The following is a 25,498-nucleotide window of genomic DNA, read 5'->3' as shown; positions in this document are numbered from 1 at the left end:
AATTGGAATTAAAATATCCCGACTGTTATAGTTTGATTAGTTATTTTTTGATCAGGAAGACCATGCTCGCCTTAATTTCCCCTGCTAAGACGCTCGATTACCAGTCAGCACTCCCGACCGATACGCACACTCTACCAAGACTGCTGGATCAATCTCAACAGCTTATAGACCTAAGTCGTAAACTCTCCGCTTCAGATATTGCCAGTTTGATGAGTGTCAGTGAAAAAATTGCCAATCTCAATGCGGAGCGTTTTCGTGACTGGAATGCTGACTTTAGTTTTGCCAACGCGCGACAAGCAATTTTTGCATTTAAAGGCGATGTTTATACAGGTCTGGATGCATATAGTTTGTCACAAGACGATCTCAATTTTGCGCAAGATCATTTACGCAGCTTATCTGGCCTATATGGCTTATTACGTCCTCTTGATTTAATGATGCCGTATCGTTTGGAAATGGGAATAAAACTTGCCAATACCCGTGGTCATAATCTTTATGAGTTTTGGGGGGATCGAATTACCGATTTGATCAATCAGGATTTGCAACAAAGCGGCTCAACGTTATTGGTCAATATTGCTTCTGATGAATACTATAAATCGGTCAAGGAAGCAAAAATTCAGGCTGATATTATTAAACCAGTATTCTTAGATCAGAAGAATGGTAAATATAAGGTGATCAGCTTCTATGCTAAAAAAGCGCGTGGCTTAATGGCTCGATACATCATTCAAAATCAATTGAAAAAAATGGAAGATCTTAAATCCTTTAATACCGATGGTTATTATTTCGATGCCGAGAGTTCATTGAAAGGTGAACTGGTATTTAAGCGTGATGAGCAAGTTGCTTAAGTATTTCAATCGTTTAATGTATTGAAAGAGAGTTGGCTTGTTTTAAGCCAGCTCTTTTTCAAAAATAATGTATTCATGACCAAGCGAATTTACCGCTTTGATTTGAACAAAATCAAAGCCATCTAATTTTAATCTCTCAACAGAAATTATTTCCCCCGAAATAAGCTCAATTTCACCGTCTTGATTGAGAAAATCATCTAGTTCTTCATCATAATCTATATTGTGATAGACACTAAAAATGATCTCGAATTGATCCTGATTGTCCTGATCTTTATAAAAATGGATTAACGGTCTTTCGGTGATTTGTTTATGTGTAAACTCATCGCAGAACATGGGATCATAGCCATGTTGCGTACCATCAAAAAGTAAAATTTCTTCATTGCTTTCTACATCTACCGCGTAGATGAGTTCTGGTGCAAAGTCTGTCCCACAAATGAACTGATATTCTTCAAAAATATCTCCATAATATTTGATTTTAAATCTTTTATTTTGTGTGGAGGACTGTATTTGACCTCGCCATTCAATATCAATGAGATCTTGAAAATAGTCAGCGTGTTTATAACAAGCAAATTTGTCTAAATGAGAAGGGGCTAAAAATTTTGATTTATTGATCATGGGATAACAGCCAAAAGTGTTGTATTAATATATAAAGTCTTAGATGTTCTATAAATATGATCATAGCTAAAACAGAAAATTACCTCAAACCATTCAATCAATATTGGGCTGAATTTGCGAATCAGATAGAAATCGAAACAGAGCAGTGTATTTTTTTACAGCAGTTGCTTGTTGCTGCTTATACTGAGCCACAACGTCATTATCATACGGTTCAACATATTGTCGAATGCCTTGAGTTATTTCACCAAGTAAAAGCGCAATTGAATGATCCTGTTGCTGTTGAGTTGGCAATTTGGTTTCATGATGCCGTTTATAATCCACAAGCAAAAGATAATGAACAACAAAGTGCTTACTTAATGCAAAAGCATTGTACGGATATTTTAACGCAATCGGTCTTAAAAAAAGTTTCTCAATGGATCATTGCAACACAAGAACATCAGCCGTCTAATCAACATGATTTAAATTATTTACTTGATATCGATTTGGCAATTTTGGCTAGCCCCCCTGAACGTTTTGCAGAATATGAACAGCAAATTCAACAAGAATACGCGTGGGTTGATGCTGAAATCTATAAAGTCAAAAGAGCAGAAGTTTTACAGCATTTTTTTCACATGCAACCTTTGTATCAGACTGAATATTTTAGAAAAAATTTTGAGCAAAATGCGAAAGTAAATTTGTCAAAACTTTAAAGGTGAATCTAGATCAGCATAGAAATCGTTATTATTCGGTCTTTTATGGATTTGCTGATTTCATTTTTATAGTTAAATCTCATATCATTAAGTACTTACTCCATTATTAAACCTTACATAAAATTTTACATCAAACCCTATTTATATTTAGGAAAATATTTTGAACATCATTAATATTTTGAGTTTATCAGGACTTGTTTTCTTAAGTGCTTGCTCTCAGCAAAATTCTCAGAATGCAGCTCAAGTAGAGTCTACGAAAAAAGTTGCGATTGCAGCAGATAATGACAAAGTTGAGAGTGCAAAAGTTGATACAGGAAAGGCAAGCAGTGAGATTGAAGTCGAAATTCCTACGACTGTTACTGAAGCAAAAATAGAGCATAAATCTAAAGCGTTAAATTATCCTGATGAGCTTATACAGCAGGTAAAAGATGCACAGAAACATTGTAAGCAAGCTGTAGCGGTTGATATGAAAGATGTTGTTACGATTGTAGATTTAATTGGGGATGATCAGCCAGAATATATTTATGAACCTGACTCGATTCGGTGTGTTGAAGATGGTGTATTTAGAGGGCATGGGGGAGATCAGCTGGTGATCTACCAATCTAAAGATCATAAAACCATACAAGAAATTTTTAACAGTGCGGTATTTTCTTATCAGATTATCAATAATCAAGCCAAAGCTATCGTTCAAGTCGAAGTTGGTGGGGGATATTGTGGGCAAAACATGGCAGAAATTAGCCGTGCAGAAGCAATCAATTGTAAGCGTAATTTGGAATGGGATGAGAGCCTAAAACAGTTGAAGATGGGTAAGATGTATGTTGATGAACCGAAGGCTAATGCTGAATAAGTGCTATTCAATATAAATAGCACTCTAAGCAGTCAATTATGTACGAATAATCATACAGGTCGCTGTTGCATGTGCATATAATTTGCCATCTTCATCGACCAATTTCCCTTCAGAAATGGCAAGACTTTTACTTAAATTAATCAACTGTCCAATAGCAAATAATTGCTTATTTTGAGGTACAGGGCGGCACATTTTTACATTTAAATCGATGGTGCCATAACCTACGCCTGCTTCTAGGGTGGTATGTACTGCACAACCTGTTGCTGAGTCTAAAACTGTTGCTGCAAAACCGCCATGTACGCCACCTAAAGGATTTAAATGACGCTGATCCGCTTTGACTTTAAAGCTTGCATGGCCATGCGAAATTTCATCTAAATCCATCGGGATGGTTTCACTAATTGATGCTCTAGGAATTTGTCCATCCATCATTGCTTGGAGGAATTCAAGCCCTGTCATTTCTTTTGGGTGTTTCATATATTGATCCTTTATATAGGGTTCTAAAATAGAACTTAAAATATGATGTTGAGGGAATTACAGTCAAACTTTTTATTGAATTTGAAAGATTGAATTGGTTTTTTAATGCTCAAAATCGTAGAATTTTTCTATATGATTGGATTGATGAATGATTTTTAAATCAATTCTTTCACCCGTTGCCCAAGTTGCAATAGATGCTTGTAAGTCGACATCAATAATATCGAGCTCTTTACATAAGGTCTGATCAGTTTCAATTACGATGAATTGAGGTGATTGTGTCTTTAAACACTTAGCAATATACCGTTGAATATTTTGGAGCTGATAAACATCTATAATTTTATAACGCATACTTTTCCAAATATTATATTTAAATTGTTGTATTGACTAATTTAGAGTGAATCATTTAGGTTTTCAATTAAAAAGCATGAGTATGATAAAAAATATCTGTTTCACTATAATTTCTCTACATCATTGTAGTATCTTTATTGAAAATTTATAAAACATAAGGAAATTATTATGAAAGGGCAATGTGTTTGTGGGGCAACAACTTTTACGGTTGAATTAAAAAATCATGATGTTCATGCGTGTCATTGTTCAATTTGTCGTAGACAAACGAGCGGTGTAATTATGACGATTGATGTAGAACAGGGTAGTTTAAAGTTTACTCAAGATGATCACTTAAGTATTTATAATTCTTCTGAATGGGGCGAACGTGGGTTCTGCAATTGTTGTGGAACGAATTTGTTTTGGCGGACCAAAGACCGAAGCTATTGCAATATCAATGCATTTGCTCTGGATCAACAGCTTCAAGAACTAAAATTTAATATGGAAATTTTTATAGACAATAAGCCCGAATTTTATGCATTTAACAATGAGACAAAAAAATTAACCGAAGCAGATGTGATTGCACTATTTGCCGGAACCATTGATTCATAAGTGCGTTATTCACTGATTCGGATAAATTTTTATAAAACCAATAACTCCATGCCAGCCAATTTAAGATTGACTGGCATTTTTATTTCTTTAGAAGCTGAGTTTATGGTTTATAAAGTCCAAGTTCAGTCAAATGTAATCTTAAAATCCGTCTAAGTTCCAATACCGCTTCAGGTGTCTCTTGGATCGAATGACCACCTTTGATAATTTTCTCAGATACTGCACCGTCTAAATGTGAACTAGTATATGGAACGATTCCATCGGTCATTACGTTAGGATCTGTACTATTGGTGATATTGCCCATAATTGAGTGATAGATCATGTCTTTCTTCGGCATAACGTTTTCAGTCAATTTGGTGAAATTTGAGCTATGGCTTAAGTCACTTGGACCATTTTGAATCAGTCCATGCCCAACATCTTTTAAAAAGTTTTTTGCATTTAAATCACGATCATCAATAGAGTCAGCTAAAGCCCCCAAGAATGCACCTGGCAACTTAATAATTCGACGAGCAGCTAAAGTGAACCAGCGATCAGCAAATGCAGTGCCACGATGTGGTGCTGAAATAAAAATAGCACGATCAAAATTAGGTATAGATTGAATAGTCAAACGAGATTTGAACATTGGATCATCTTTAAATTTATCAAATTTACGATTGTTCAACATCTTTAAGGCTGGTTGTGTCAGATTGGCATCACTGACGAGTAAGCGCGCAATAATCCCGCCCATACTATGCCCAATCAACACAGCATCTTTAGCAGAAGCAGAATTTTGATTAATTGAAGCAAAACCTTGATTAATGATGGCATTGATCTGAAAACGGCTTTCTAAGATCGGCATATTAGTGGAATAAAAGACCTGCCAAACTTGATAGTGCTCACGTAATACATTGTCGCCCATAATATCATTAGTTAAGCGAATCCAAGCTTCCGGGCTACTGGCGAGACCATGTACCAAAACAATCACTTTCTTATTTGGGTTGTATGGTTCAAGCATATACAAATGAGGCATAGTCAGGCTTTGATCGCGATCAATTAAGCTCAGATAAGCCGCAATACCTAAATTATTTTGAGCCAGCCATAGACCATAGGGCGCTGAAAAGTTTGCCGCAAGCGGGTATTGTTTGCCACCAATTTTTAAATTTTCAATGCTATAAGGATCATAAACATTCAGTTGAAAATTTGGGTTATGTAAGATGTTTTGTAGTGATTCCTTTGAATTTTCAGGTTGTGCTACAATACTGACCGATAAATAACGTGGTTGATGAATGTTGGGATTCATGCCATTTTTGTATTTATAATCAAATGGATTTACAATATATTTGTTTTCTTCAGGTGCTGTGGTGTTGGGTAAAATTGCAACAAATTCTGCACCGAAACCGTCTCTACGGTTGATTGAGCGTAACCCTGAGAAGTTTAAGTTATAGCTCGAAACAAGATCCTCAAGTTCAATCTGAGCCAGTGCAGGATAGCCATTAAAATTAATACGATAAGTGCTTTTGCCAACTTTAATTTGTTTTGCTACTTTTTGGTTTTTATTTCTTAGGGCATATGTCGAAATCAGTTTAGCTAATGCTTGATTATAAAAGTCACGTATCTGAACTTGTCGGTTATTAAAAATACGGTCTTGGGGTTGGCGTTCAGTTTTAAATAAATAGGCATAACTATAGCGGATGCTATTATCTAACATCACCATCTGCTGATCTAAACATTGCTCATAGTTTTTTTGGGAGGATTGTTGCTTGTCAGTGGATTGATGTTTAGAAAAAAGACTGACTTTACAATCTGATGAGTCGCCCAGATTGATTGCTTTGGTTAAGTAAATTTCACTTGCGGTCGAAAGTAGTTGTTCATCTTGAATCTGTGGGATTTCAGCTAAATCTGCCACACATTTTTCGGGTTCATCTGTACATGATTTGGCTTCTCGTCCAGTCATTGACAAAACATTTAAGCTGGCTTCACTCATTTTTGAACGTGTCAAAATGCTGTCACGTTCATTGGCAATAGTTACATTAACCTTTTGATTTTTTACACTGACAACTTGGCATCCGGATAAAATCAATGGACAAATTGCCAGAGCACAAAGCAAAATATTGTTTTTTGAGTATTGCATAATCATTAACTAGATCAATCTTTGTCTGAATCATACGTGAGTTTTATTCAATTGATAAACAAAAAAAATAGACTGAATGTTCAGTCTATTTTTTATATTTTATAAATTTATTTTGCCTGTGCTGGATTTTTTAATACCTGCCAAACGTTGTAACGACCTTGTTTTTCAATTTCTTCAATTAAACGATCTGCAACTTCAGCTTCTTCTGGGTATTTCACTTTATAATTTTTCAAGGTTTGGATTGCATTTTTCTTTTGCTCCATACCAATAAAGTTATTTGCAGAAGATAAATAGGCTTCTTGAACACCTTGTTTGATAGCTTTATCTAAATATGGGATGGCTTCTTTTTGACCGCCACCCTCTGATAAAGAGAAACCAAACCACAAGTTTGCTTCAGCATCATCTTTGTTGATTTTAAGGATACGTTGAGCATATTCTAGTGATTTAGTTGTATAAGATGAACCAAGGTCAAGGTTACGGCCCAAAATACTTGCTTTAAATGCACGAATCAAAATATCAAAAGAAGCATTTGGTGCAGCGGCTAATTGGTCAAGCTGAGTAGAGACTTCTTTTAACTTACCCTCAAAGCCTTTACGCTCTTTACGGTCACTAAATTGTGGTGGGTAATGGCGTGCTTTGCCTTCAACCATTTGCAAGAAATCATCAATAGCAGTGATGTCAATTTCATTGTTTTCCGCAAGTACTGCATACTTCATAGCACGTTGTGAGCTATTCACTGTAGGTACAATTAGTTTATTGGTATCTAAAATGATTTTTTGGTTTGGATTTGCTGGATCAGTAACTTCAAGTTTGTTTACAGGTTGAGCTGATGCTTTTTTTAACTCCAACTCAAAAACAGGTGGTTGAGAGTAATCGAAAGGGTTTAGTGCATAGAACGGAGGAGACAATTCAGGCTCAGTGTAAATAAAAGGCTCGTTTACATCTACTTTGTTTTGTTGCTTGATGGGTGTTGTTGAACACGCCGTAAGTACTGAAGCTGCGAGTAATGCATATGCCAAAGGCTTAATCGTCATGTGTTTCTTCCATTAATTTATATTAAAAAACGTGCATGGGCATCAGTCTATGAAAAGACGTCTGAACATGCAACTTGATTTGGTTCGTATTATTAAAAATTATACATTACAGTCTATTGACACTTCATTTTGTAAAGTAGTTGGGTCTGTTGACATTTCATAAATGGCTTGCGTTGTAGGTTAAAATTGAGCAGGCAGGGGATGAAACAAAGAGAATAGCGAGACTGTTTTCGAGTTTCATAACGAAGGCTGAGATAATTTTAGCCACTACCCTGAGCAAGAACAAAGTACTGCTTTGTTTGCAGCGCAAGGCACAGCGGGGGACTAGCGTATTTTTTGCCGCTACTTCGTTAGTTTGCGAAACAATGTTTCTCATCATTTAGAATGACTAAATTTCATATTTCGCGCCTAGTATCGCCTAAAAAACACACGTAGTCGCAAACGTAGACGAATTGTCAACAGACCCCAAGCAGCCTTATGCTTTCGATGAATGGTTTTGCGCCTCACATTCACGTCTAACTTCTTCAATGATTTTGATTTCATCTTCACTCAAAGGCTGCTCAATATTGTGTTGTAAATTGAACGTTGGGTCTAAAATTGATAAACGCTGGCACAAAATATTGAGGCGCTTTTCATTTTGTTCTAAGCGATCTAATAGAACACGCATACCATCAAGCATAGGATCGGATTGTTCTGGTACAGCTGCATAGGCTTGAAATTCTGTATTTTCAATAACACTGCTCATTTCTTCTGGACAACTTGGTTCAGGTGTTGAGATGATTTCTTTATCTTTGCTAATAAAGCGAGCAGGATTACCTACCGCCGTGACGCCATCCGGTACAGCTTTTGTCACCACAGCATTTGAACCTACTTTAGCATTTTTACCCACCACAAAAGGGCCTAGGATTTTTGCACCTGCGCCCACCACAACACCGTCAGCTAAAGTAGGATGACGTTTACCTTTATTCCATGTTGTGCCACCTAAAGTCACTCCATGATACAGGGTGACATCATCACCAATTTCTGCTGTCTCACCAATTACCACACCCATGCCATGATCGATAAAAAAGCGTTTACCTATTTTAGCGCCAGGATGAATCTCAATACCTGTTGCAAAACGACTAAAAGAAGACAAAATACGCGCTGAAGTTTTACAATCTTTTTCCCATAATTCATGGGCAACACGATGCATGATTAATGCATGTATCCCAGGATATGTGGTTAAAACTTCAAATGTATTACGCGCAGCAGGATCTCGCGCAAATACAGCTTGGATATCTTCTTTAAGCTGTTTTAGCATTAGTTTTGATCCTCATCTTTTGACTTTTTCCATGTACCATTATTTAAGGCTTGAACTCGACTAAAAATGCCTCTTAATAAATGATATTCCATCTTATCTAATTGTATACGCCCAAATAATCGACGCAAGCGTAAAGGCAGTAAACGTGGGTTTTTAGGGTCTAAAAACTCGATTTCAGCCAACATTTTTTCAATATGCGGATAAAACTGTTCCATTTGTTCGTGTGTGACCAAAGGTTCATCCCAGTGCATATCTTCTGAATCTGTTACACGCATCATCGCTTCAGTATCCAGTTTCTTATCAGCCAGTTCTAACGTTGCCATACGCATTTCATAGCACAGCACTTGAATTGCTTGAGCGACATTTAACACGCCATAATCACTATTTACTGGGACTGTAACGTGAAAGTTTGCCAGTGCAAGCTCTTCATTGGTTAAACCACGATCTTCACGACCGAAGACAATAGCGATTTCTTGCTGGTGTTGAATAACCGCTTGCATTGATTTTTGAGCCGCAGGGCGTGCATCAAGCAAAGGCCACGGAATGGTGCGACTACGCGCACTGGTTCCAAATACAATATGGCAATCTTTAATGGCATTTTCTAAGCTGTCGACAATTTCTATTTGCTCGATCAGATCTGCTGCACCAGCTGCCAACGCATCTATATCTGGGTGAGGGTAGGTTTTAGGCGCAACAAGCACAAGTTTAGTTAAGCCCATTGTTTTCATCGCACGTAAAGCACTTCCAATATTGGCAGGAAGTGTGGTATTGACCATGACAATACGTACATGACTTAAATGCTGTGAAATCACAGCATTGTCGAAAATATCCATGAATATTCCAAAATATTAAGCTTTAAATTCAAATAGGGAGGTTAAGAGAATTGGCCTGCATCTGCCATATAGTCATCCATTGCATCATCCATACTCATATTTTCTGGTGGCGGTGCAACTTGAGTCGGTTGGGCAAGTCCACGATGATCAACGGCTTTTGCCGCTTTAGATTTGACTTGGTATTCAATATGAATAGATTCTTTACCGAAGTAATCACGTAATTTCGAAAGTAACTCATCTAATGGGGCAACTTTCCATTGTTGACCTAAATGTAACTCAGCTGTGGCATAGTCGTAATCTAACTGGATCTGCATTGGGATATGTTGGCACATATCGACATTACAGAAGGGCAGTAAGATCTTTTGAATATCCGAGGCTAAAGTTTTAGTCATCACTTCAGTATTCAGTGTTATGGCAATGCTATTGGCACGCTTTTGTCGAATTTCATTGAGAGTGAATGCTTTGGTCAAACGTCCCATAGGACGGTCAAAACCTTCACGTTCATAAATTTCACCTTCAATCACAACCACTTTTTCATTTTGAATAATGTCTTTAAAGCGTTGGAAGCGTTCATGATTTGCAGAGACTTCGATACGTGCTGTGCCGTCATCAAGGGTAATCATCATCCGATTTGGGAAATTGGCAATATCGACCACTAAACCTGCGAAAACAGTAGTTACACCACGGCGAGTTGGGGTTAATTCATTAATTTTATTTGGAATAAAGGATTTTAATTCTGCACGATAGACATCAATTGGATGACCTGTCAGATATAAACCTAGTGTATCTTTTTCGCCTTTTAGACGCACTTCATCTGACCAAGGCTTTACAGGTTTAGCAGGCTTACGTTGAACCTCTTCAACTTCACCAAATAAGTCCATGATACCCGTTTCACGATTTGAACGTGCTTGTTCAGCTGCTTGGACAGCTTCAGGAAGTTGAGCCATTAAACTTGAGCGTTCAATTCCCAAACAGTCCAGTGCACCAGCGCGAATCAATGCTTCCAATGTTCTTTTATTGATTTTTTTCAAATCTACACGGTGGCAGAAATCAAATAAATCTTTAAAAGGACCATCTTGCTCACGTGAATCAATCACGGATTGCATGGCCTGTTCGCCGACACCTTTAATTGCACCTAAACCATAAATAATGGTGTTTACATCACTGGCATAGAATTGGTAGAACGACATATTTACCGATGGCGGCAATACCACTAAGTTGTTGATTCGGCAGTCATCAATTAAAAATACAATGTTATCTGTATTTTGCATTTCCGAAGACATGACCGCAGCCATAAATTCAGAAGGGTAATGTGCTTTTAACCAAGCCGTTTGATAGGCAACTAAAGCATAAGCGGCGGCATGTGATTTGTTAAAACCATAGCCTGCGAATTTTTCCATATAGTCAAATATATGGTTGGCTGTACCTTCATCAATATCTTTTTTCGCAGCACCTTCAATAAAGGTGGCACGTTGTTTGACCATTTCCTCGACTTTCTTTTTACCCATCGCACGACGAAGTAAATCTGCACCACCCAGTGTATAGCCTGCACAGAACTGTGCGGCTTGCATCACCTGTTCCTGATATACCATGATCCCATAAGTGGGTTCGAGTACACTTTCTAACAGCGGATGTAAGTATTCAAACTCACCACCATGCATACGATGGATAAAGTCAGGAATAAGGTCCATTGGACCCGGTCGATATAAGGATACGAAGGCAATAATTTCTTCAAATTTACTTGGGCGTGCTTCTTTAAGCATTTTTTTCATGCCCACGGATTCAAACTGGAATACTGCGGTGGTATTTGCATCAGCAAATACTGCATAGGATTTAGGATCGTCTAAGGGAATGTTTGAAATATTTAACGGCTTATCAGATTGAATACGCTTATTGATATTTTGAATCGCATCTTCAATTACAGTAAGGTTACGTAAACCCAAGAAGTCGAATTTTACTAAACCTGCAGCTTCTACATCATCTTTATCGAATTGGGCAACCCGCCCTGTACCATCAGCTTCACACAAAATTGCCGAATAATCGGTGATTTTGGTTGGTGCGATGACCACACCACCAGCGTGTTTACCAGTATTACGGGTAATGCCTTCAAGCTTGAGCGCCATTTCCCAGATTTCAGCAGCATCGTCATAATCTGGGTTGGATGGATTGGTAACGATATCTTTAAGTTGTGGTTCAGCCTCAATAGATTCTTCTAAGGTGAGACCTAAAGGTTTAGTCGGAATCATTTTAGAAATACGATCTGCCAAACCGTAAGATTTACCTAAAACCCTTGCTACATCTCGAATCGCACCTTTAGCAGCCATGGTACCGAAGGTTGCAATCTGAGAAACCGCATCACGACCATAATGGCGTGCCACATAATCGATGACCTTATCACGCCCAGCGATACAGAAATCGATATCAAAGTCGGGCATGGATACACGTTCTGGGTTTAAGAAACGCTCGAAGAGTAGGTCATAACGCAGCGGGTCTAAGTCGGTAATTTTTAAACTATAAGCGACCAGTGAGCCTGCACCTGAACCACGACCAGGGCCTACAGGAACACCATTATTTTTAGACCATTGAATGAAGTCCATAACGATGAGGAAGTAACCGGGGAAATCCATTTTATTGATAATGCCAAGCTCATAGGCCAGACGTTCATCATAAGGCTTACGAATTTCAGCCCAATCTTCATCACGTGTTTCAACAGGATAAAGGAAGTCTAAGCGTTCTTCTAAACCAATTTCAGAAAGATGCTCAAAGTAAGAATGGATGGTATGCCCTTCCGGAATCGGATAGTCTGGTAGATCATGGAATCCTAAACGGAGTGAAACTGTACAACGCTTTGCAATTTGTAAGGTGTTTTCTATCGCACTTGGAATATCTGCGAATAACTTAATCATTTCAGCAGAGGTTTTAAAATATTGCTCAGGGCTGTAGTGCTTAGGGCGTTTATTATCACCTAGAACATATCCATCTGCGATACAAACGCGTGCTTCATGTGCTTCATAATCTTCTGGTCTAACAAAATGCACATCATTATGTGCCACAACACCAATATTGTATTTTGCAGCAAGTTTAACTGCTTCTTCATTGAAGCTTTCTTCTAATGGGCGACCTGTTCGCGTCAATGCTAAATAAACACGATTGCCAAATTTTTCGATCCATTGTTCTAACAGCGGTTCGGCTTTTTCAGGATAAGCTGCACAAAGCATTTCTCCGACATCACTATGTAGACCCAAAAGTACAATGATGTCTTGAGACTGTTCAAGCACCCACTCTTTTTGTACACATGGAATCGACAGTTGTTGTCCTTCAATAAAGCCACGAGAGACAATTTCAGTCAGCCCACGCCATCCCTTATTGGTCATCGCCAGTAAAGTTGCTTTATGGTTGGCATCGTTTAATCGAATTACACTGCCGAAAATAGGTTTAATCCCTTTCCCCAGCGATTTGTTGTAAAACTTAACTGCTGCATGCAGATTGGATAGGTCTGTAATGGCTAAAGCAGGCATTTCATCAGATGCGGCAGCTTTAATCAGATCAGGTATACGTACGATCGATTCTGTAATAGAGAATTCGGTATGAATACCAAGATGAACAAACTGCATAGACCTATCCTATATGAAACTGCCGGCTATTTTATCACGCTTAAACTGTGATGTGCTGAAATAAAATGTTCTGGATGAATTATTGATTTGCATTTAAGTTATTGAAATATATCTAAATATACTGAATTTTTTAATTTTGGCTTTTAGTTGCATGATTAACCAGCAGTCAGTTTGAGTTATATGTTAGCAGGCGGTTTTGCATGGGAATAAAGAAATTAAGCTTTATTTGAATCATATGGATTAAATAAAGTAGCAGTGTTCGTCCGTGCGATTGTGTTCAGATGAGACCAACACGCAGGGACACTTTAATGTGCGATAAATAAGTTTAGGATGACTAAGCCAATAAAAATATGATCTTTTATTGGAGAGTCTGCTATTCGCTTAGCTTGGTCATGTATATTGAACCGATTTATTTGATGAATAATTTAAAGCCCTGACTATTATTCAGTTAGAGCTTTGTATATCTAAAAAAGTTGGGCTTATAATGCCTTTAAACGTTCTGAACCAATCCAATGTTTAGAGAATTGATATGCTGCACGACCTGAACGTTGACCACGTGCCTGACACCATCTTAAAGCCTCCGCACGAACATCCTCAGTAAAGGGCATTGCTGCTTTTGCCAAATAATGTTCCACAATTTCTAAATAAAGATTTTGATCCATTGGATAAAAAGACAACCACATACCGAAACGATCTGATAATGAAATCTTTTCTTCGATGGCTTCTTGCGGATGCAACTCTTTATATTGCGGCACATCGACTTTGGTTACAGGCGTGTTTTCATGCATAAATTCGGGCAATAAATGACGACGGTTACTGGTTGCGTAAATCACAAAATTACTTGAACCAGATTGTAGCGAGCCATCTAAAACGCTTTTTAAACTACGGTAATTTTCATCTTCAGCATTAAATGCCAAGTCATCACAATAAACGATGAACTTTTCTGGTCGATCTTTAATAATTTTTTGAATTTCTGGCAAGTCAGACAAATCATCTCGTTCAATTTCAATTAAACGTAAGCCTTGTTCTGCATACTGAGTAAGTAAAGAGCGAACTATGGATGATTTTCCTGTGCCGCGTGAGCCAGTCAGTAAAATGTCGTTGGCAGGTAAGCCGTGTAGAAATTGTTCAGTATTTTGTAAAATTTTAGCTTTCTGCCGTTCAATCCCTTTAAGATCATCCAAATGCATTGCTTTCGGGTTATAAATCGCTTTGAGTTGTTTATCGTGCCACCTAAAAGCCACTGCTTCAAAGTCAGTATCTTGTTTCTTTTCAGGAAGGACTTGATGTAACTGATCCAGAACAGTGGATAATTTTTGGATGATATTGTCAGGTAAGTCGAAAGTTGCCATATCCGTTCGCTATTTTCAGAAATTACATTGTGTGGTTGATATTAGCACAGTAATTTTATTGAGCTAATCTCAATAGGCGATAATTGGAATCTAAAGCAAGAATTAAATGACTTATGGTAATTGATTATCTGGTTATTTTTCAGCATAGTTTATCGACAGGTATTTAAAAGTGTCGGATTAAAAATCAAAGGAATATTAGAAATGTTATTAGAACTTACTCAAGATTTAAATCCGCATCAGGCTTATCGTATTAAAAAACTAAAAAGAAAACTGAAACATGCAGAAAACTATGAAGAGTGGAAATCTATAGCGTTAAAACTGGATGAAGAAACGGGGGCACAGGAGTGGAAGCTAGATAATACCTCACCATATTTTGATGCTGAAATTATTTCCCATCGATTAAATTTATTACGCCGTTACCGAATGCAAAATCGAACCCAAGACTTGATGTATATCCTTAGAGAGGGATTTAGTCATGATGTTGCCAATATTGGGCACCCGATGTTATTTGCGCATACCTATGTTGGGACAAAAAAAATAATTGAAGATTATATTGAGGAAGTGAGTAATAGTTTGGCATTCATCGCGTCAGATGGTTGCCAAACTTTATGTCATGAAAGTAAAAGGAAGTTTTTTGAAAACTGTGAAAAGGCCTATGGTCAACCTGCATTGATGTTTTCAGGTGGGGCTACATTAGGTTTATTTCATAGTGGCGTTTGTAAAGCATTGATGGAACAAGACTTGATGCCCAAAGTACTTTCAGGTTCGAGTGCTGGCGCAATTATGACTGCGATGTTGGGGGTAAATGAACCAGGTGAAATTCCAAACTTACTCAATGGTGACCAATTTTATAGCGAAGCTTTTCACTTTCGTAGTGTAAAAGAATTAATCAAAGGCAATGGTGGTTTTGCAGATGTCCGATATCTTAAAAAATTCTTGGTTGAAAATTTAGGCGATGTGACTTTTCATGAGGCTTTTGAAAAATCAGGATTAGATATTAATGTCACCGTTGCACCTTATGATGTTTCTCAAGAAGATGTACGCATCATGAATAAATATACCTCACCAGATTTGTTGGTCTGGAGTGCAGTATTGGCATCCTGTGCTGTACCTGTTTTATTTCCACCTGTGCGTTTAATTAGTAAACGTTACGATGGTGTACATACTCCTTATTTGGCCAATACCCGTTGGGTGGATGGCAGCGTACGAAATGATTTCCCTCAAGAGCGCATGTCACGTCTTTATAATTTGAATTACACCATTGCCAGTCAGGTTAATCCACATATTGTACCGTTTATGCAAAATGATGAAGAACGTTACCGTAGAGATTTACTGAGTTGGCCTGAACGTATCGTACGTAGTCAAGGACGCATGGCTGCAATGGGGATCATGGATTTTGCTCGAGGTCGTATGGGAAGAGTGCCATCTATGCGTCGTTTACTCGATCACGGTTACGGTATTATTGACCAGCGCTACTATGGTGATGTCAATATTATTGGGGAGTATAGTCTACGCCATTATAGCTATATGTTACAGAACCCACGCCCATATCTATTTAAGCTGTTGCAACGAGAAGGTGAGCGTGCAACTTGGCCAAAAATTTCAAGTATAGAAACACATGCACGTATTGGTAAAACAATCCAACATTGTCTAGAAGTTTTGAATCATCCTATGACGAAAGATATACCAGCAGAACAATTGATCGAAGTATGAGCCAAAGCAGAATTCTTCCAGTTGCATATAATTCAATCCAAAGTCAAAAATTTGGTCGCCGTGTTTATCAAATTCAACAGGGACAGCAATGGTTTTGGTTGAAATTGCAGCTCAAAAATTCGAATCGCTGTTATCAACAGCACTTTTTCAATGAGCTAAACTGCTATAGCAAATTGAATGCATTGGAGACAGAATCTCAGCCTGTAATATTAAACTTTTCAATATTTGATCCATTTCAGCAATTTAAAATTGAAGAAGAGGTCATTGATCAAGCTTTATGGGTGGAAGATGTCCCAAAGCTTTTTCAGGATGCACCTGATTTACTTAGCTTGGCTGAAATTGGTATACGATTGATACTCAGCTTAGATGTGCTTGAACATCTGCATGACTATGGTTATCTGCATGGCGATATCAAAGTTGAGCACTTTCGGGTTAAGGGTGGAAAAAGTTATTTGATTGACTTTGAACAGGCTGTAAAAATAGCTCAAGACGCAAATCTAACAAGTATTGAGACACATACAGCAACACCAAGGTATATGGCACCAGAATTGTTTCATGCGCAAGTAAAATCATTTCAATCCGATATTTATGCGCTGGGAATCGTTTGGTTGGAGTGGTTGACACAACAGCGGCTATCTGCAAAAAGCTATCAAGATTGGGCATTTTTGCATTGTCAGGAGTTAAATGTGGTGTTACCAGAGCGATTTAAAATTTTTGAAATGGTATTAACAGCAATGTTAATGAAAAAAACAGGGCAACGTTGTTCAAATATTTATCAAATAAAACAAGTATTAAGCCAAATTGTTTAAACAAAAAGCAGTATTTGCAACATTTGTTTTTTATTTAAACAAACGAGTGTCTTTTTCGAAAAAAGGGCTTGTCATAATAAAACGATCTCTATAATATACACAGCCATTGGGGACGTGGCGAAATTGGTAGACGCACTGGATTTAGGTTCCAGCGCCGCAAGGTGTGAGAGTTCGAGTCTCTCCGTCCCCACCAAGCAATTCATTTTGCGGTACTAAAGCAAAATGAAGTGTTATAGAGGATTGGTGTAATGGTAGCATGACGGTCTCCAAAACCGTTCGTCAAGGTTCGAGTCCTTGATCCTCTGCCAAGTTATTTAAAAAGACTAAAACGTTAGTTTTTATTCGGGGACGTGGCGAAATTGGTAGACGCACTGGATTTAGGTTCCAGCGCCGCAAGGTGTGAGAGTTCGAGTCTCTCCGTCCCCACCAAATTTAAAAAAGCATGATGAAAATCATGCTTTTTTTATGCCTAAATTTTATTCTGATGATGCTGTATCTTATCTTAGTCATAGGTTTGGGAATTTAATTTTATCCAAATCAAAAAAAGACCTAAACGAAATCGTTTAGGTCTTTTTAAAGAGAAACTTCATTTACACACTTACTAAGCCTTTAAGTGATCCTCAAACTCTTCACCGAGCTGTATCGCTAAGTTATTACCTGATAAATCACAAGTGACTAAACCATATTCTTTTTTAAAGCTGAAAGTAAATCCTTTTCCATCAGCTAAATTTTTTACTGAATAGCCTAATTTTTCTAACCAAATACGAAAAGCGATTAAATTCTTTGCCTTTACAACCTTTTTCACAGAAGATCTCCTTAATTCCTGCCTATAAATTTAATAGGGGTGATCATTAAATTTTTAAAGGGGAAACTTGATGAAAGTTATTTTTTATATCAATATTTGAGCAATTTGAGAAATGAGGCTTTTGTATCATTGCGTATTTTTTTGCTATAAATATGAATAAAATGTGAATTTATTATAAAATAGTTAAATAAAACAAATTGTTAAAATAGTGTGGAAATTGTCCTTGTAATATTTTGATGCAAAGATATCTATTTTTAAAAGCAGAAATTTTCTCATTTTTAGTTTGAATAAATGTAAGTAAATTTAACAGAAGAATAGATTATTGCAGTCGAACAGGATGATGTTGTTGTAAAAAATCTAAAATATCACTAAATAATTCAGCCTGATCTTTGCCTAAGGTCATGAGGTGTCCTGTCTTGGGATAGCTTTTAATCTGTTTTTCTGTGGAATTGACATGATTATAAATAATTTGTGCACTGGATTGATAATGTACATCATCTAATTCACCATACAATAAAAAAATAGGCGCGCGAATTAAAGAAACATTGCTTATGGTTACGGCAATAAACTGATGCAATTGGTGTAGTTGTATTGTTGCTTTATTTTCTAAGCTTTTTATGTCTAGTTCTAAATCGCTATTCTGAAATTGATGAAGATATTCTGCATAGTGTTTTAATCGCTTAAAGAGATCATTTACATTTCGATCCTGTGGTGCAGACATGCTAATACAAGCATCAATCGGAAAGTACTCAGTGAGTTTTAATGATAAAATTGCGCCTAAAGATACCCCAATGATAGCAATATGCTTATAACCCTGATTTTCTAAGAATTGATAAGCATTATGTGTATCTCGCCACCAATCCTCTGTAGTGTAAGTGAGAAACTCATCAATCGTTAAACCATGTCCAGCGTAGCTAGGTGCATAGCAAGTGTAGCCATTTTGATGCAGAAATTTTGCCAAGGCCCTCATATCTTGAACGGTACTGGTATATGCATGTAATATCAGTACCGCCCGCTGAGAGGCTTTTAAAAACAGAGGCTTAGGTTGGCGCAGTTTTAACATTGTGAGGACAATAATCGTGATTGCTTAAAAATTATCTTTCAATGCGCGAATACGCGCAAATTCTTCAGCACTTTCGACACGTAAAAAAGGATTGGTTTCAAGCTCAAGTTCAATGGTACTGGGCAATGTGATTTGCCCATGTTCACGAAGCAGTTGGATCTCTTCGGCACGTTGTTGTATTGCTCGGTTCTCTGGTTCGATATGCAAAGCAAATTGTGCATTAGAAAGGGTATATTCATGTGTACAGTAAACTTTGGTTCTTGGTGGTAAAGCGGCGAGTCGATTGAGAGAGTGATAAAATTGTTCAGCAGTTCCTTCAAACATACGTCCACAACCCATAGCAAAAAGGGTATCACCACAGAAAACACTGTCTAATTCATCAATAAAATAAACGACATGTCCTAGGGTATGACCTGGTACTGCGATAATGTCGATGTTTAATCCATGAAATTCAAATTGATCATCGTGTTGTAGTGGGTAGGTAATAAAAGGAATGTGACTCAGTTCAGCGCGCGGCCCATAAACAGGAATATTATGGTCTGCGATCAATTCTGGAACACCACCAATATGGTCTTTATGCCAGTGTGTGAGCCAAATTTGTTTTAAATTCAGCTGATGTTCAAGGCAATAATTTTCAACGAGTGATGCTTCAGTGGGATCAATTGCAACGATATCATGGCTTTGACTTTCTTCGATCAGCCAAATATAGTTTTGTAATTGATTTTTTACATCTATGACGTGAATTTTAAATTGCATCGTTTAATTCCATGAATATGCTGACACAAATTTAATAGCAAAATCAGGCTATAGACAAGTTAGAAAGCTGATTACAGTCTTTTTTATGTGAAAACATATGTAATTCGATAGTGCGACATGTTATTTGCTTAAACAAACAAGTCATATGGTAGGTTATTCTTTTAGAGAATAGCATATAGATCAATATGCTATTCTCAATAAAACTTAACAGGCCATCCCTTGGTTGATTTCTAATTTGCTTAGTTTGCCATTTTTAAAATTAAAATTGACGTAGGCGAGATAGCCCGCTTCAAACTCAGCAGGATTTTTTAAAAACTCTTTGGCTTCCGATGCCGTTAAAATTAAAACACTGGTGCCAGTTTTGGCGCTGTTTGGGAAGTCTTTTTTAAATTGATTGATGCTATATAGATTAGTGATGGGTTTATTGTTAATCAGGATTGTATCTGTGATTGCTGGTGCATTTGTCCAAGAAAGCCAAACTCGTCCTTTGGTTGTGCCAAGTTGTTGAAAATTATTTTTGGTTTTATAGAAGGAGTTAGACTTAATCTGTGGATTGTCTTCACTATAAATTTCAAACATCAGTTTTTTCCCTGATGCAGTAGAGCTTGAATATTCATAGTTCCCACTACATTCAGAAAATGCTTTTATAGTTTTTTGAGAGGTGTTTCCGAGCAATTTTTCAATTTGCGTTGCACTTAGCGCTTGGTTGAGCTCTACACCATTGACTTTTACTGTGGTGGTGTAATCGTCTGAAGCTTGCGCAAAACTACAAATAGGTAGCAAAAGGAGTAGTGAGGCGATTGTTTGAGTAAATTTATTCATTTCAAATATTTCTTAAGTTTTCTATAACTTAATCAGTTCTGAAGGATTGATCAAGAGCAGATGATCAAATGAGTAGAATTAAAAAGGATCTATAAATTTTATAAGTATTTATATCTGTAGCTAACTCAAGAAATAAAAAATACCCTCAACAAGGAGGGTATGATTTTAGAAGTAAGAAGAATTGAAAATGAGATGCAAAGATTATCGAAGCTTAGATAACCAATTTCCAAGACTCTGTACAATTTGTACAAGGATCAATAAGACAATCACAGTGAGATAAACCACACTTTGATCGAAACGTTGATAACCATAGGAAATTGCTAAATCACCAATACCACCAGCCCCTACAGCACCCGCCATTGCTGTTGCACCAATTAAGCTAATGGTTGCTGTGGTAAGGCTCAGAATGAGTGAGCTACGAGATTCGGGGATAATAAATTTAAAGATAATCTGCCAAGGTGAAGCACCCATTGCTTGTGCAGATTCAATAATCCCTTCATTTACTTCAAGCAATGATGTTTCTACAAGACGACCAATATAAGGACCCACATAAATGGTCAACGGCACAATCGCTGCCCAAGTACCAATAGTTGTACCCACGATCGCTTTGGTGAGTGGGAAAACCGCAATTAATAGGATAATGAAAGGGAGGGAGCGTAGTGCATTGACGATAGGATTTAAAATCTGATAAACAGCGCGATTGGGTAAAATGCCATTAGGGCGAGTGACCAGTAAGGTAATTGCCTGAATAAAGCCCCAAATGGTACCAAACAGCATTGCAAAAATGACCATTTGGATGGTTTCTTGCATCGCTGTAACAAACTGGTCAATGCTTAAAGAGCTTTTCCAAAATGGTGCTGTGAGCGTAGTGAGCCATTGTACAATGAGTTCTCTCATAGTCTAACTCCTGACTGTTCCACCTTGACCCCATTTTTTTCAAAGAAATCTATGGTTTGCCGAATGCTTTCAGCATCTCCCAAAAGTTGTATAAACATTTGACCGATCACTGAACCATTAATTTCAGTCATATTGGCAAATAAAATATTTAAGCTGACATCAAATTGCTTAATTGCTGCTTGTACCACAGTTTCTTGCGCTGAAGTACCCAAAAATTGCAGACTATAAATACTTTTATGATTTTGATTTTCGAGATTGTTTAAGATATTAACAGGGAGTTGTTGCTGTAAAACGGTTTGAATAAAGTTTTTAGTCGTGGGGTGTTGCGGTTGACTAAAAATTTCTAAGGTAGAACCTGTTTCAATCACTTTGCCTTGTTCCATGACGGCAACAAAATCACAAACAGATTCGATCACATCCATTTCATGCGTAACCATGACAATGGTAATCCCTTGCTCTTGATTAATCTTTTTAAGCAAAGCGAGAACAGATTTCGTGGTTTGTGGATCAAGTGCAGAGGTTGCTTCATCACAAAGTAAAATTTTGGGGTGGTTGGCCAAGGCGCGTGCGATACCGACACGTTGCTTTTGTCCTCCCGAGAGTTCGTCTGGAAAAGCATCTTTTTTATGCTTTAGATCAATGAACTCAAGTAACTCATTTAAACGTTTTTCACGTTGGTCTTTACTGACACCAAGCAATTTTAACGGCATTTCAATATTGTCAGCTACAGTTTTGGTTTGTAGCAAATTAAAATGCTGAAAAATCATGCCTATATTTGCACGTTCTTGACGTAATGCACGTGCATCAAGTGCCGTAAAGTCTTTTTGATTAATGATGACTTGTCCTTGGTTAGGACGCTCAAGCAAGTTAATCAAACGGATTAAGGTACTTTTACCTGCACCACTATAGCCGATAATGCCAAAAATACTGCCCGCTGGAATCTCAAGATTAATCTGATCCAGTGCACGTATGGTTTGACCTTTCAACTCATAGTGTTTTGAAATGTTTTTAAATTCAATCATATCGTCAAAAACTATAGCAAAAAGAAAAAACAGGCAAATTCACTTTGCCTGTTTTATGAGGGCCTATAGACCTTTCATAAAAGAATGGTCAATTGACCTGATCCATTATAAAACTATTTTGATTCTGTAAGATAGCTTACCGGTTTATTCACATCAACTTTAGTTCCACCGAAGTGTTCTTGAACATATTTACCTACAGCAGGAACATGATATAACTCACCCACTTTTTTCAAGAGGGCATCGTCTTTACGTGCATCTGCAACAGCAAGTACGTTGACATTCATTTTGGTTGTTTGGTCAACTGGCTCATAATAAACTGAATCTTTAAGCACGTTTAAACCACCTTCCATTGCTAAAGTATTGCCTAAAACAATTGCATCAACTTCATCTTTAGCACGTACCGCAGTCGCCATTTGAATTGGTTTAATTACAATTTTCTTTGCATTTTCAGTAATATCAGCAGGTGTACCTTTGACTAAATCAAAACCATCTTTTAATTTGATGAGACCAGCAGATTGTAAAAGTAACAATGCGCGCGATTCATTTGCGCCATCATTTGGAATAGCAATGGTTGCACCATTGGCAAATTCTTCAACTTTTTTAACTTTACTAGAATAAATACCCATTGGCTCTAAATATGTTGTAGAGATTGGTGCAATTTTTTCTTTGTTTGATTGATTGAAAGCAACAAGATATGCATAAGATTGGAATGCATTGATATCGACTTCTTTGTTTGCCACAGCTGTATTCATTGCAACATAGTCAGTGAAGTTTTTAACTTCTAATTTAATTCCAGCTTGTTTTGTTTCTGGTAATGTTGCGATATAGCGCCAAATATCTGCATCTGAACCTGTAGAAGCCATGGTAACGACTTGTTCTTTACCTGCATCTGCTTGGGCAGCATCATTTTTTGGAGCTTCTTGTTTTCCACAAGCAGAAAGAGTGAGCACAGACGCGCTAAGTAAAACGCCAAACAGCTTTTTCATGAATAAGTCCTAAGTAGCAAATGCAGTAGAATTTTGTCCTTTGCATTCTCGATCATTTAAATCGAATTTTTAACATTTTGAAAATAAATAATGCGGTGACGTACTTGTCTGATTGCGCTATCTATATTCTTTACATTTGAGGATTAGCAGCCTGTTTTAAAAGAATTTTAATTGTTTAAAACAAACTCTAAAGATTTGTTTATCATATCAATAAATGAAAATTATACATAGTGGCTGCGTGTTGACATTGGGTGGTGATGTCGTTGCATGAATATCAATGTTTTTATTAATTTAATAAAGAAAACAAATGCTTTTGTTGAATGCTAAACGATAAATGATTAAATTTTATACTTATTCATAATATATAAATTTTTTAGGATTTATTATCTTTTTTTTAAATAAGTAAAATAAACTTAGATCTGCATCTCTAGCAGTGCTCTGATAAGCGTTATTTCAAATTGTTATGCGAAATAGGGTGATTTTATTCAAACAGTTATTGACATTGACACTACTGTCATACTTTAGCATACAGATCTTATCTAACTCAAAGAGATCGATAAATGAAATTAATCATCTTTCTTTTAAGCAGTTTTTTATTGCTAAATACTGCATATGCTCAAAATAATATCTATATCATTCATGGTTATGGTGCAAATGTGGATGATCATTGGTTTAATTATCTTGAGGAAAATTTACAAGATAAAAATACTAAAGTTGTAAAGATCGCGTTACCGAATTCAAGCAATCCAAAGCTTTTACAGTGGAAGCAAACCTTAAAAAATAATGTTGCTCAAATTGATCAGCATACATTTTTTGTTGCGCACAGTTTGGGATGTATTACGCTGCTTGATTTCCTGTCTGAATCGGATTTTCAACAGATAGGTGGTGTTGTCTGTGTATCTGGATTTTCGAATAAATTGGCAGTATTACCTAAACTGGATTCATATATCGCTGAGACGAATAAGGATTTTTCTTTTAAAAATAAAATATTGCATCGGAAGATGTTTATATCGAGTAATGATCAATATGTTCCAGCTGATTTAAGTATCTCGCTGGCTGAAAAATTAGAGTTTCCTTATGAAATTATTCCCAATGCTGGACATTTTCTAGCCAGTGATGGGTATCAGGAATTTCCTCAATTATTAGATTGGCTTCAAATGGTCATTGGTGGTGTTGATGAGGTTGAGAATTCTTATGATTCAAACTAAATTTTTACAATATCTTTATTATAAATTAAGTTGGATTAAGCTTTTCTATGAATAATCGTAAAGGCGGCTGATACTTTACAATTACAAGTGTTTTTTTGCTGAACTCATACTGTTTAGTTGTTTTGAGATAGTGGAAAGAAGAATTGACTAAGAGGATTTTTGAATAAAAGGCAAAGTTGATTTATTGGTTTTCGGCTGATTTAATTTATTGATTTTTCATTTTATTTATTGTTTTTATTAGATTTTTTTGTAATAAAACTATTCATTTTTTTAAATTGTTATGTTTAAATCGAACATTCTTTAACCAAGATTAAATTAGAAAATAATAATGAAAGCATTAATTATAGTTGGTTGTAAGACTGATCATGGCGGAGTCATAATTTTAGGTGATGTTTCTTTTCTTGTGGAAGGTAAAGCAGTGCATCTAGATGGTATGACTCACTTTTGTCCAAAATGTAAAGTTCAATCTAAGGCTATTGCTTCTAATCAAGGTTTTGTGGTTGTTAGTGGTAAGAGTGCTGTAGCTGATGGTGATAGTTCAACTTGCGGTTCAAAATATTTAAAAATTTCAGATCTTGCTGTTATGAGTAATGGGGCTAGTGTTGAAATGAGTAATGCAGTGACAGCACCTTTAATGAAAAATAATTTTATTGAACATCAGAAAAATACTTATGATGAACAGAGGTGGATCAGGAAATTTGAACAACACTTATAAGTGATATTTTGCTCCCCAAATGATGTTATAAACATCAATATATGGAGTATTTTATGGCA

23 protein-coding genes, 3 tRNA genes and 1 pseudogene are annotated in these 25,498 nt (G+C 36.8%); 11 read left to right on the top strand and 16 right to left on the bottom strand.

Annotated elements, in window-relative coordinates; genetic code table 11:
• Positions 1-62: 62 nt before the first annotated feature.
• Positions 63-842, top strand: a complete 780-nt coding sequence (yaaA, locus tag ACG916_RS17290) for a peroxide stress protein YaaA (RefSeq protein ID WP_336954424.1) — start codon at positions 63-65, stop codon at positions 840-842.
• Between the two features lie 42 nt (positions 843-884).
• Here the strand turns inward: yaaA and ACG916_RS17285 are convergent, their stop codons facing one another.
• Positions 885-1,457 carry a hypothetical protein gene (locus tag ACG916_RS17285; protein ID WP_419327745.1) on the bottom strand — a complete coding sequence of 191 codons (573 nt, stop codon included), beginning with the start codon at positions 1,455-1,457 and terminating at the stop codon, positions 885-887.
• Positions 1,458-1,513: 56 nt separating this feature from the next.
• On the opposite strand from ACG916_RS17285, the gene ACG916_RS17280 reads away from it, so the two are divergent.
• Both ACG916_RS17280 and ACG916_RS17275 read left to right on the top strand, forming a co-directional pair.
• A complete protein-coding gene (locus tag ACG916_RS17280; RefSeq protein ID WP_419327746.1) occupies positions 1,514-2,146 on the top strand; it encodes an HD domain-containing protein in 633 nt (210 codons plus the stop codon).
• A gap of 160 nt (positions 2,147-2,306) precedes the next feature.
• Entirely contained in the window at positions 2,307-2,993 is a 687-nt protein-coding gene (locus ACG916_RS17275) for a hypothetical protein (protein WP_419327747.1), read from the top strand.
• A gap of 36 nt (positions 2,994-3,029) precedes the next feature.
• On the opposite strand, the gene ACG916_RS17270 is transcribed toward ACG916_RS17275, so the two are convergent.
• Both ACG916_RS17270 and ACG916_RS17265 read right to left on the bottom strand, forming a co-directional pair.
• Positions 3,030-3,467 (bottom strand): PaaI family thioesterase, encoded by a 438-nt coding sequence (locus ACG916_RS17270; RefSeq protein ID WP_419327748.1) that lies wholly within the window; start codon positions 3,465-3,467, stop codon positions 3,030-3,032.
• 102 nt (positions 3,468-3,569) lie between these two features.
• Positions 3,570-3,815: a hypothetical protein gene (locus ACG916_RS17265; protein WP_336954427.1), complete on the bottom strand. Its 246-nt coding sequence runs from the start codon at positions 3,813-3,815 to the stop codon at positions 3,570-3,572.
• A gap of 168 nt (positions 3,816-3,983) precedes the next feature.
• Between ACG916_RS17265 and ACG916_RS17260 the strand changes: the two genes are divergently transcribed.
• Positions 3,984-4,403 carry a GFA family protein gene (locus tag ACG916_RS17260; protein ID WP_419327749.1) on the top strand — a complete coding sequence of 140 codons (420 nt, stop codon included), beginning with the start codon at positions 3,984-3,986 and terminating at the stop codon, positions 4,401-4,403.
• Positions 4,404-4,503: 100 nt separating this feature from the next.
• On the opposite strand, the gene ACG916_RS17255 is transcribed toward ACG916_RS17260, so the two are convergent.
• The 6 genes from ACG916_RS17255 to ACG916_RS17230 all read right to left on the bottom strand — a co-directional run bounded on the left by ACG916_RS17255 (position 4,504) and on the right by ACG916_RS17230 (position 14,643).
• Positions 4,504-6,516, bottom strand: a complete 2,013-nt coding sequence (locus ACG916_RS17255) for a lipase family alpha/beta hydrolase (protein WP_336954429.1) — start codon at positions 6,514-6,516, stop codon at positions 4,504-4,506.
• Between the two features lie 101 nt (positions 6,517-6,617).
• Positions 6,618-7,544, bottom strand: coding sequence for an ABUW_2363 family tetratricopeptide repeat lipoprotein (locus ACG916_RS17250; protein WP_336954430.1), 927 nt, complete (start codon positions 7,542-7,544; stop codon positions 6,618-6,620).
• Positions 7,545-8,019: 475 nt separating this feature from the next.
• Positions 8,020-8,844 (bottom strand): serine O-acetyltransferase, encoded by an 825-nt coding sequence (gene cysE, locus ACG916_RS17245; RefSeq protein ID WP_336954431.1) that lies wholly within the window; start codon positions 8,842-8,844, stop codon positions 8,020-8,022.
• On the bottom strand, positions 8,844-9,677 hold the full coding sequence (locus tag ACG916_RS17240; RefSeq protein ID WP_336954433.1) for an RNA methyltransferase: 834 nt from the start codon (positions 9,675-9,677) through the stop codon (positions 8,844-8,846). Before ACG916_RS17240 ends, cysE begins: the two co-directional genes overlap by 1 nt.
• A 41-nt stretch (positions 9,678-9,718) precedes the next feature.
• Positions 9,719-13,291 carry a DNA polymerase III subunit alpha gene (gene dnaE / locus ACG916_RS17235; RefSeq protein WP_419327750.1) on the bottom strand — a complete coding sequence of 1,191 codons (3,573 nt, stop codon included), beginning with the start codon at positions 13,289-13,291 and terminating at the stop codon, positions 9,719-9,721.
• A gap of 479 nt (positions 13,292-13,770) precedes the next feature.
• Positions 13,771-14,643: an ATP-binding protein gene (locus ACG916_RS17230; protein WP_419327751.1), complete on the bottom strand. Its 873-nt coding sequence runs from the start codon at positions 14,641-14,643 to the stop codon at positions 13,771-13,773.
• Between the two features lie 201 nt (positions 14,644-14,844).
• On the opposite strand from ACG916_RS17230, the gene ACG916_RS17225 reads away from it, so the two are divergent.
• From ACG916_RS17225 to ACG916_RS17205, 5 genes are all read left to right on the top strand, one after another.
• Positions 14,845-16,356 (top strand): DUF3336 domain-containing protein, encoded by a 1,512-nt coding sequence (locus ACG916_RS17225; protein ID WP_419327752.1) that lies wholly within the window; start codon positions 14,845-14,847, stop codon positions 16,354-16,356.
• Entirely contained in the window at positions 16,353-17,165 is an 813-nt protein-coding gene (locus tag ACG916_RS17220; protein ID WP_419327753.1) for a protein kinase domain-containing protein, read from the top strand. Before ACG916_RS17225 ends, ACG916_RS17220 begins: the two co-directional genes overlap by 4 nt.
• A 108-nt stretch (positions 17,166-17,273) precedes the next feature.
• Positions 17,274-17,358, top strand: a tRNA-Leu gene (locus tag ACG916_RS17215).
• Positions 17,359-17,399: 41 nt separating this feature from the next.
• Positions 17,400-17,473, top strand: a tRNA-Trp gene (locus ACG916_RS17210).
• A 36-nt stretch (positions 17,474-17,509) separates the two neighbouring features.
• Positions 17,510-17,594 (top strand) — tRNA-Leu (locus tag ACG916_RS17205).
• A gap of 172 nt (positions 17,595-17,766) precedes the next feature.
• Here the strand turns inward: ACG916_RS17205 and ACG916_RS17200 are convergent.
• From ACG916_RS17200 to ACG916_RS17170, 7 genes are all read right to left on the bottom strand, one after another.
• Positions 17,767-17,970, bottom strand: a complete 204-nt coding sequence (locus ACG916_RS17200) for a hypothetical protein (RefSeq protein WP_336954439.1) — start codon at positions 17,968-17,970, stop codon at positions 17,767-17,769.
• Between the two features lie 319 nt (positions 17,971-18,289).
• Positions 18,290-19,033, bottom strand: coding sequence for an alpha/beta hydrolase (locus ACG916_RS17195; RefSeq protein WP_336954440.1), 744 nt, complete (start codon positions 19,031-19,033; stop codon positions 18,290-18,292).
• 24 nt (positions 19,034-19,057) lie between these two features.
• Positions 19,058-19,789, bottom strand: coding sequence for a hydroxyacylglutathione hydrolase (gloB, locus tag ACG916_RS17190; protein ID WP_336954441.1), 732 nt, complete (start codon positions 19,787-19,789; stop codon positions 19,058-19,060).
• Between the two features lie 204 nt (positions 19,790-19,993).
• On the bottom strand, positions 19,994-20,611 hold the full coding sequence (locus ACG916_RS17185; RefSeq protein ID WP_419327754.1) for a hypothetical protein: 618 nt from the start codon (positions 20,609-20,611) through the stop codon (positions 19,994-19,996).
• A gap of 201 nt (positions 20,612-20,812) precedes the next feature.
• The gene (locus tag ACG916_RS17180; protein WP_034613374.1) at positions 20,813-21,508 is read right to left on the bottom strand and encodes a methionine ABC transporter permease; all 696 of its coding nucleotides are present in this window, start codon (positions 21,506-21,508) and stop codon (positions 20,813-20,815) included.
• The gene (locus ACG916_RS17175; protein WP_004719301.1) at positions 21,505-22,530 is read right to left on the bottom strand and encodes a methionine ABC transporter ATP-binding protein; all 1,026 of its coding nucleotides are present in this window, start codon (positions 22,528-22,530) and stop codon (positions 21,505-21,507) included. Before ACG916_RS17175 ends, ACG916_RS17180 begins: the two co-directional genes overlap by 4 nt.
• A gap of 113 nt (positions 22,531-22,643) precedes the next feature.
• Positions 22,644-23,516, bottom strand: a complete 873-nt coding sequence (locus tag ACG916_RS17170; RefSeq protein ID WP_056511959.1) for a MetQ/NlpA family ABC transporter substrate-binding protein — start codon at positions 23,514-23,516, stop codon at positions 22,644-22,646.
• 560 nt (positions 23,517-24,076) lie between these two features.
• Here ACG916_RS17170 and ACG916_RS17165 point away from each other — a divergent pair.
• Positions 24,077-24,724: an RBBP9/YdeN family alpha/beta hydrolase gene (locus ACG916_RS17165; RefSeq protein ID WP_419330674.1), complete on the top strand. Its 648-nt coding sequence runs from the start codon at positions 24,077-24,079 to the stop codon at positions 24,722-24,724.
• Positions 24,725-25,052: 328 nt separating this feature from the next.
• Positions 25,053-25,406 (top strand): annotated as a pseudogene (locus ACG916_RS17160) (PAAR domain-containing protein); the annotation flags it as partial.
• Positions 25,407-25,498 lie beyond the last annotated feature (92 nt).

The sequence above is a fragment of the Acinetobacter legionensis genome (assembly GCF_048552295.1).
Taxonomy (GTDB): Bacteria; Pseudomonadota; Gammaproteobacteria; order Pseudomonadales; family Moraxellaceae; genus Acinetobacter.
Note: the sequence above shows the minus strand (reverse complement) of the source record. Positions and strands in the feature narration are given on the sequence as shown.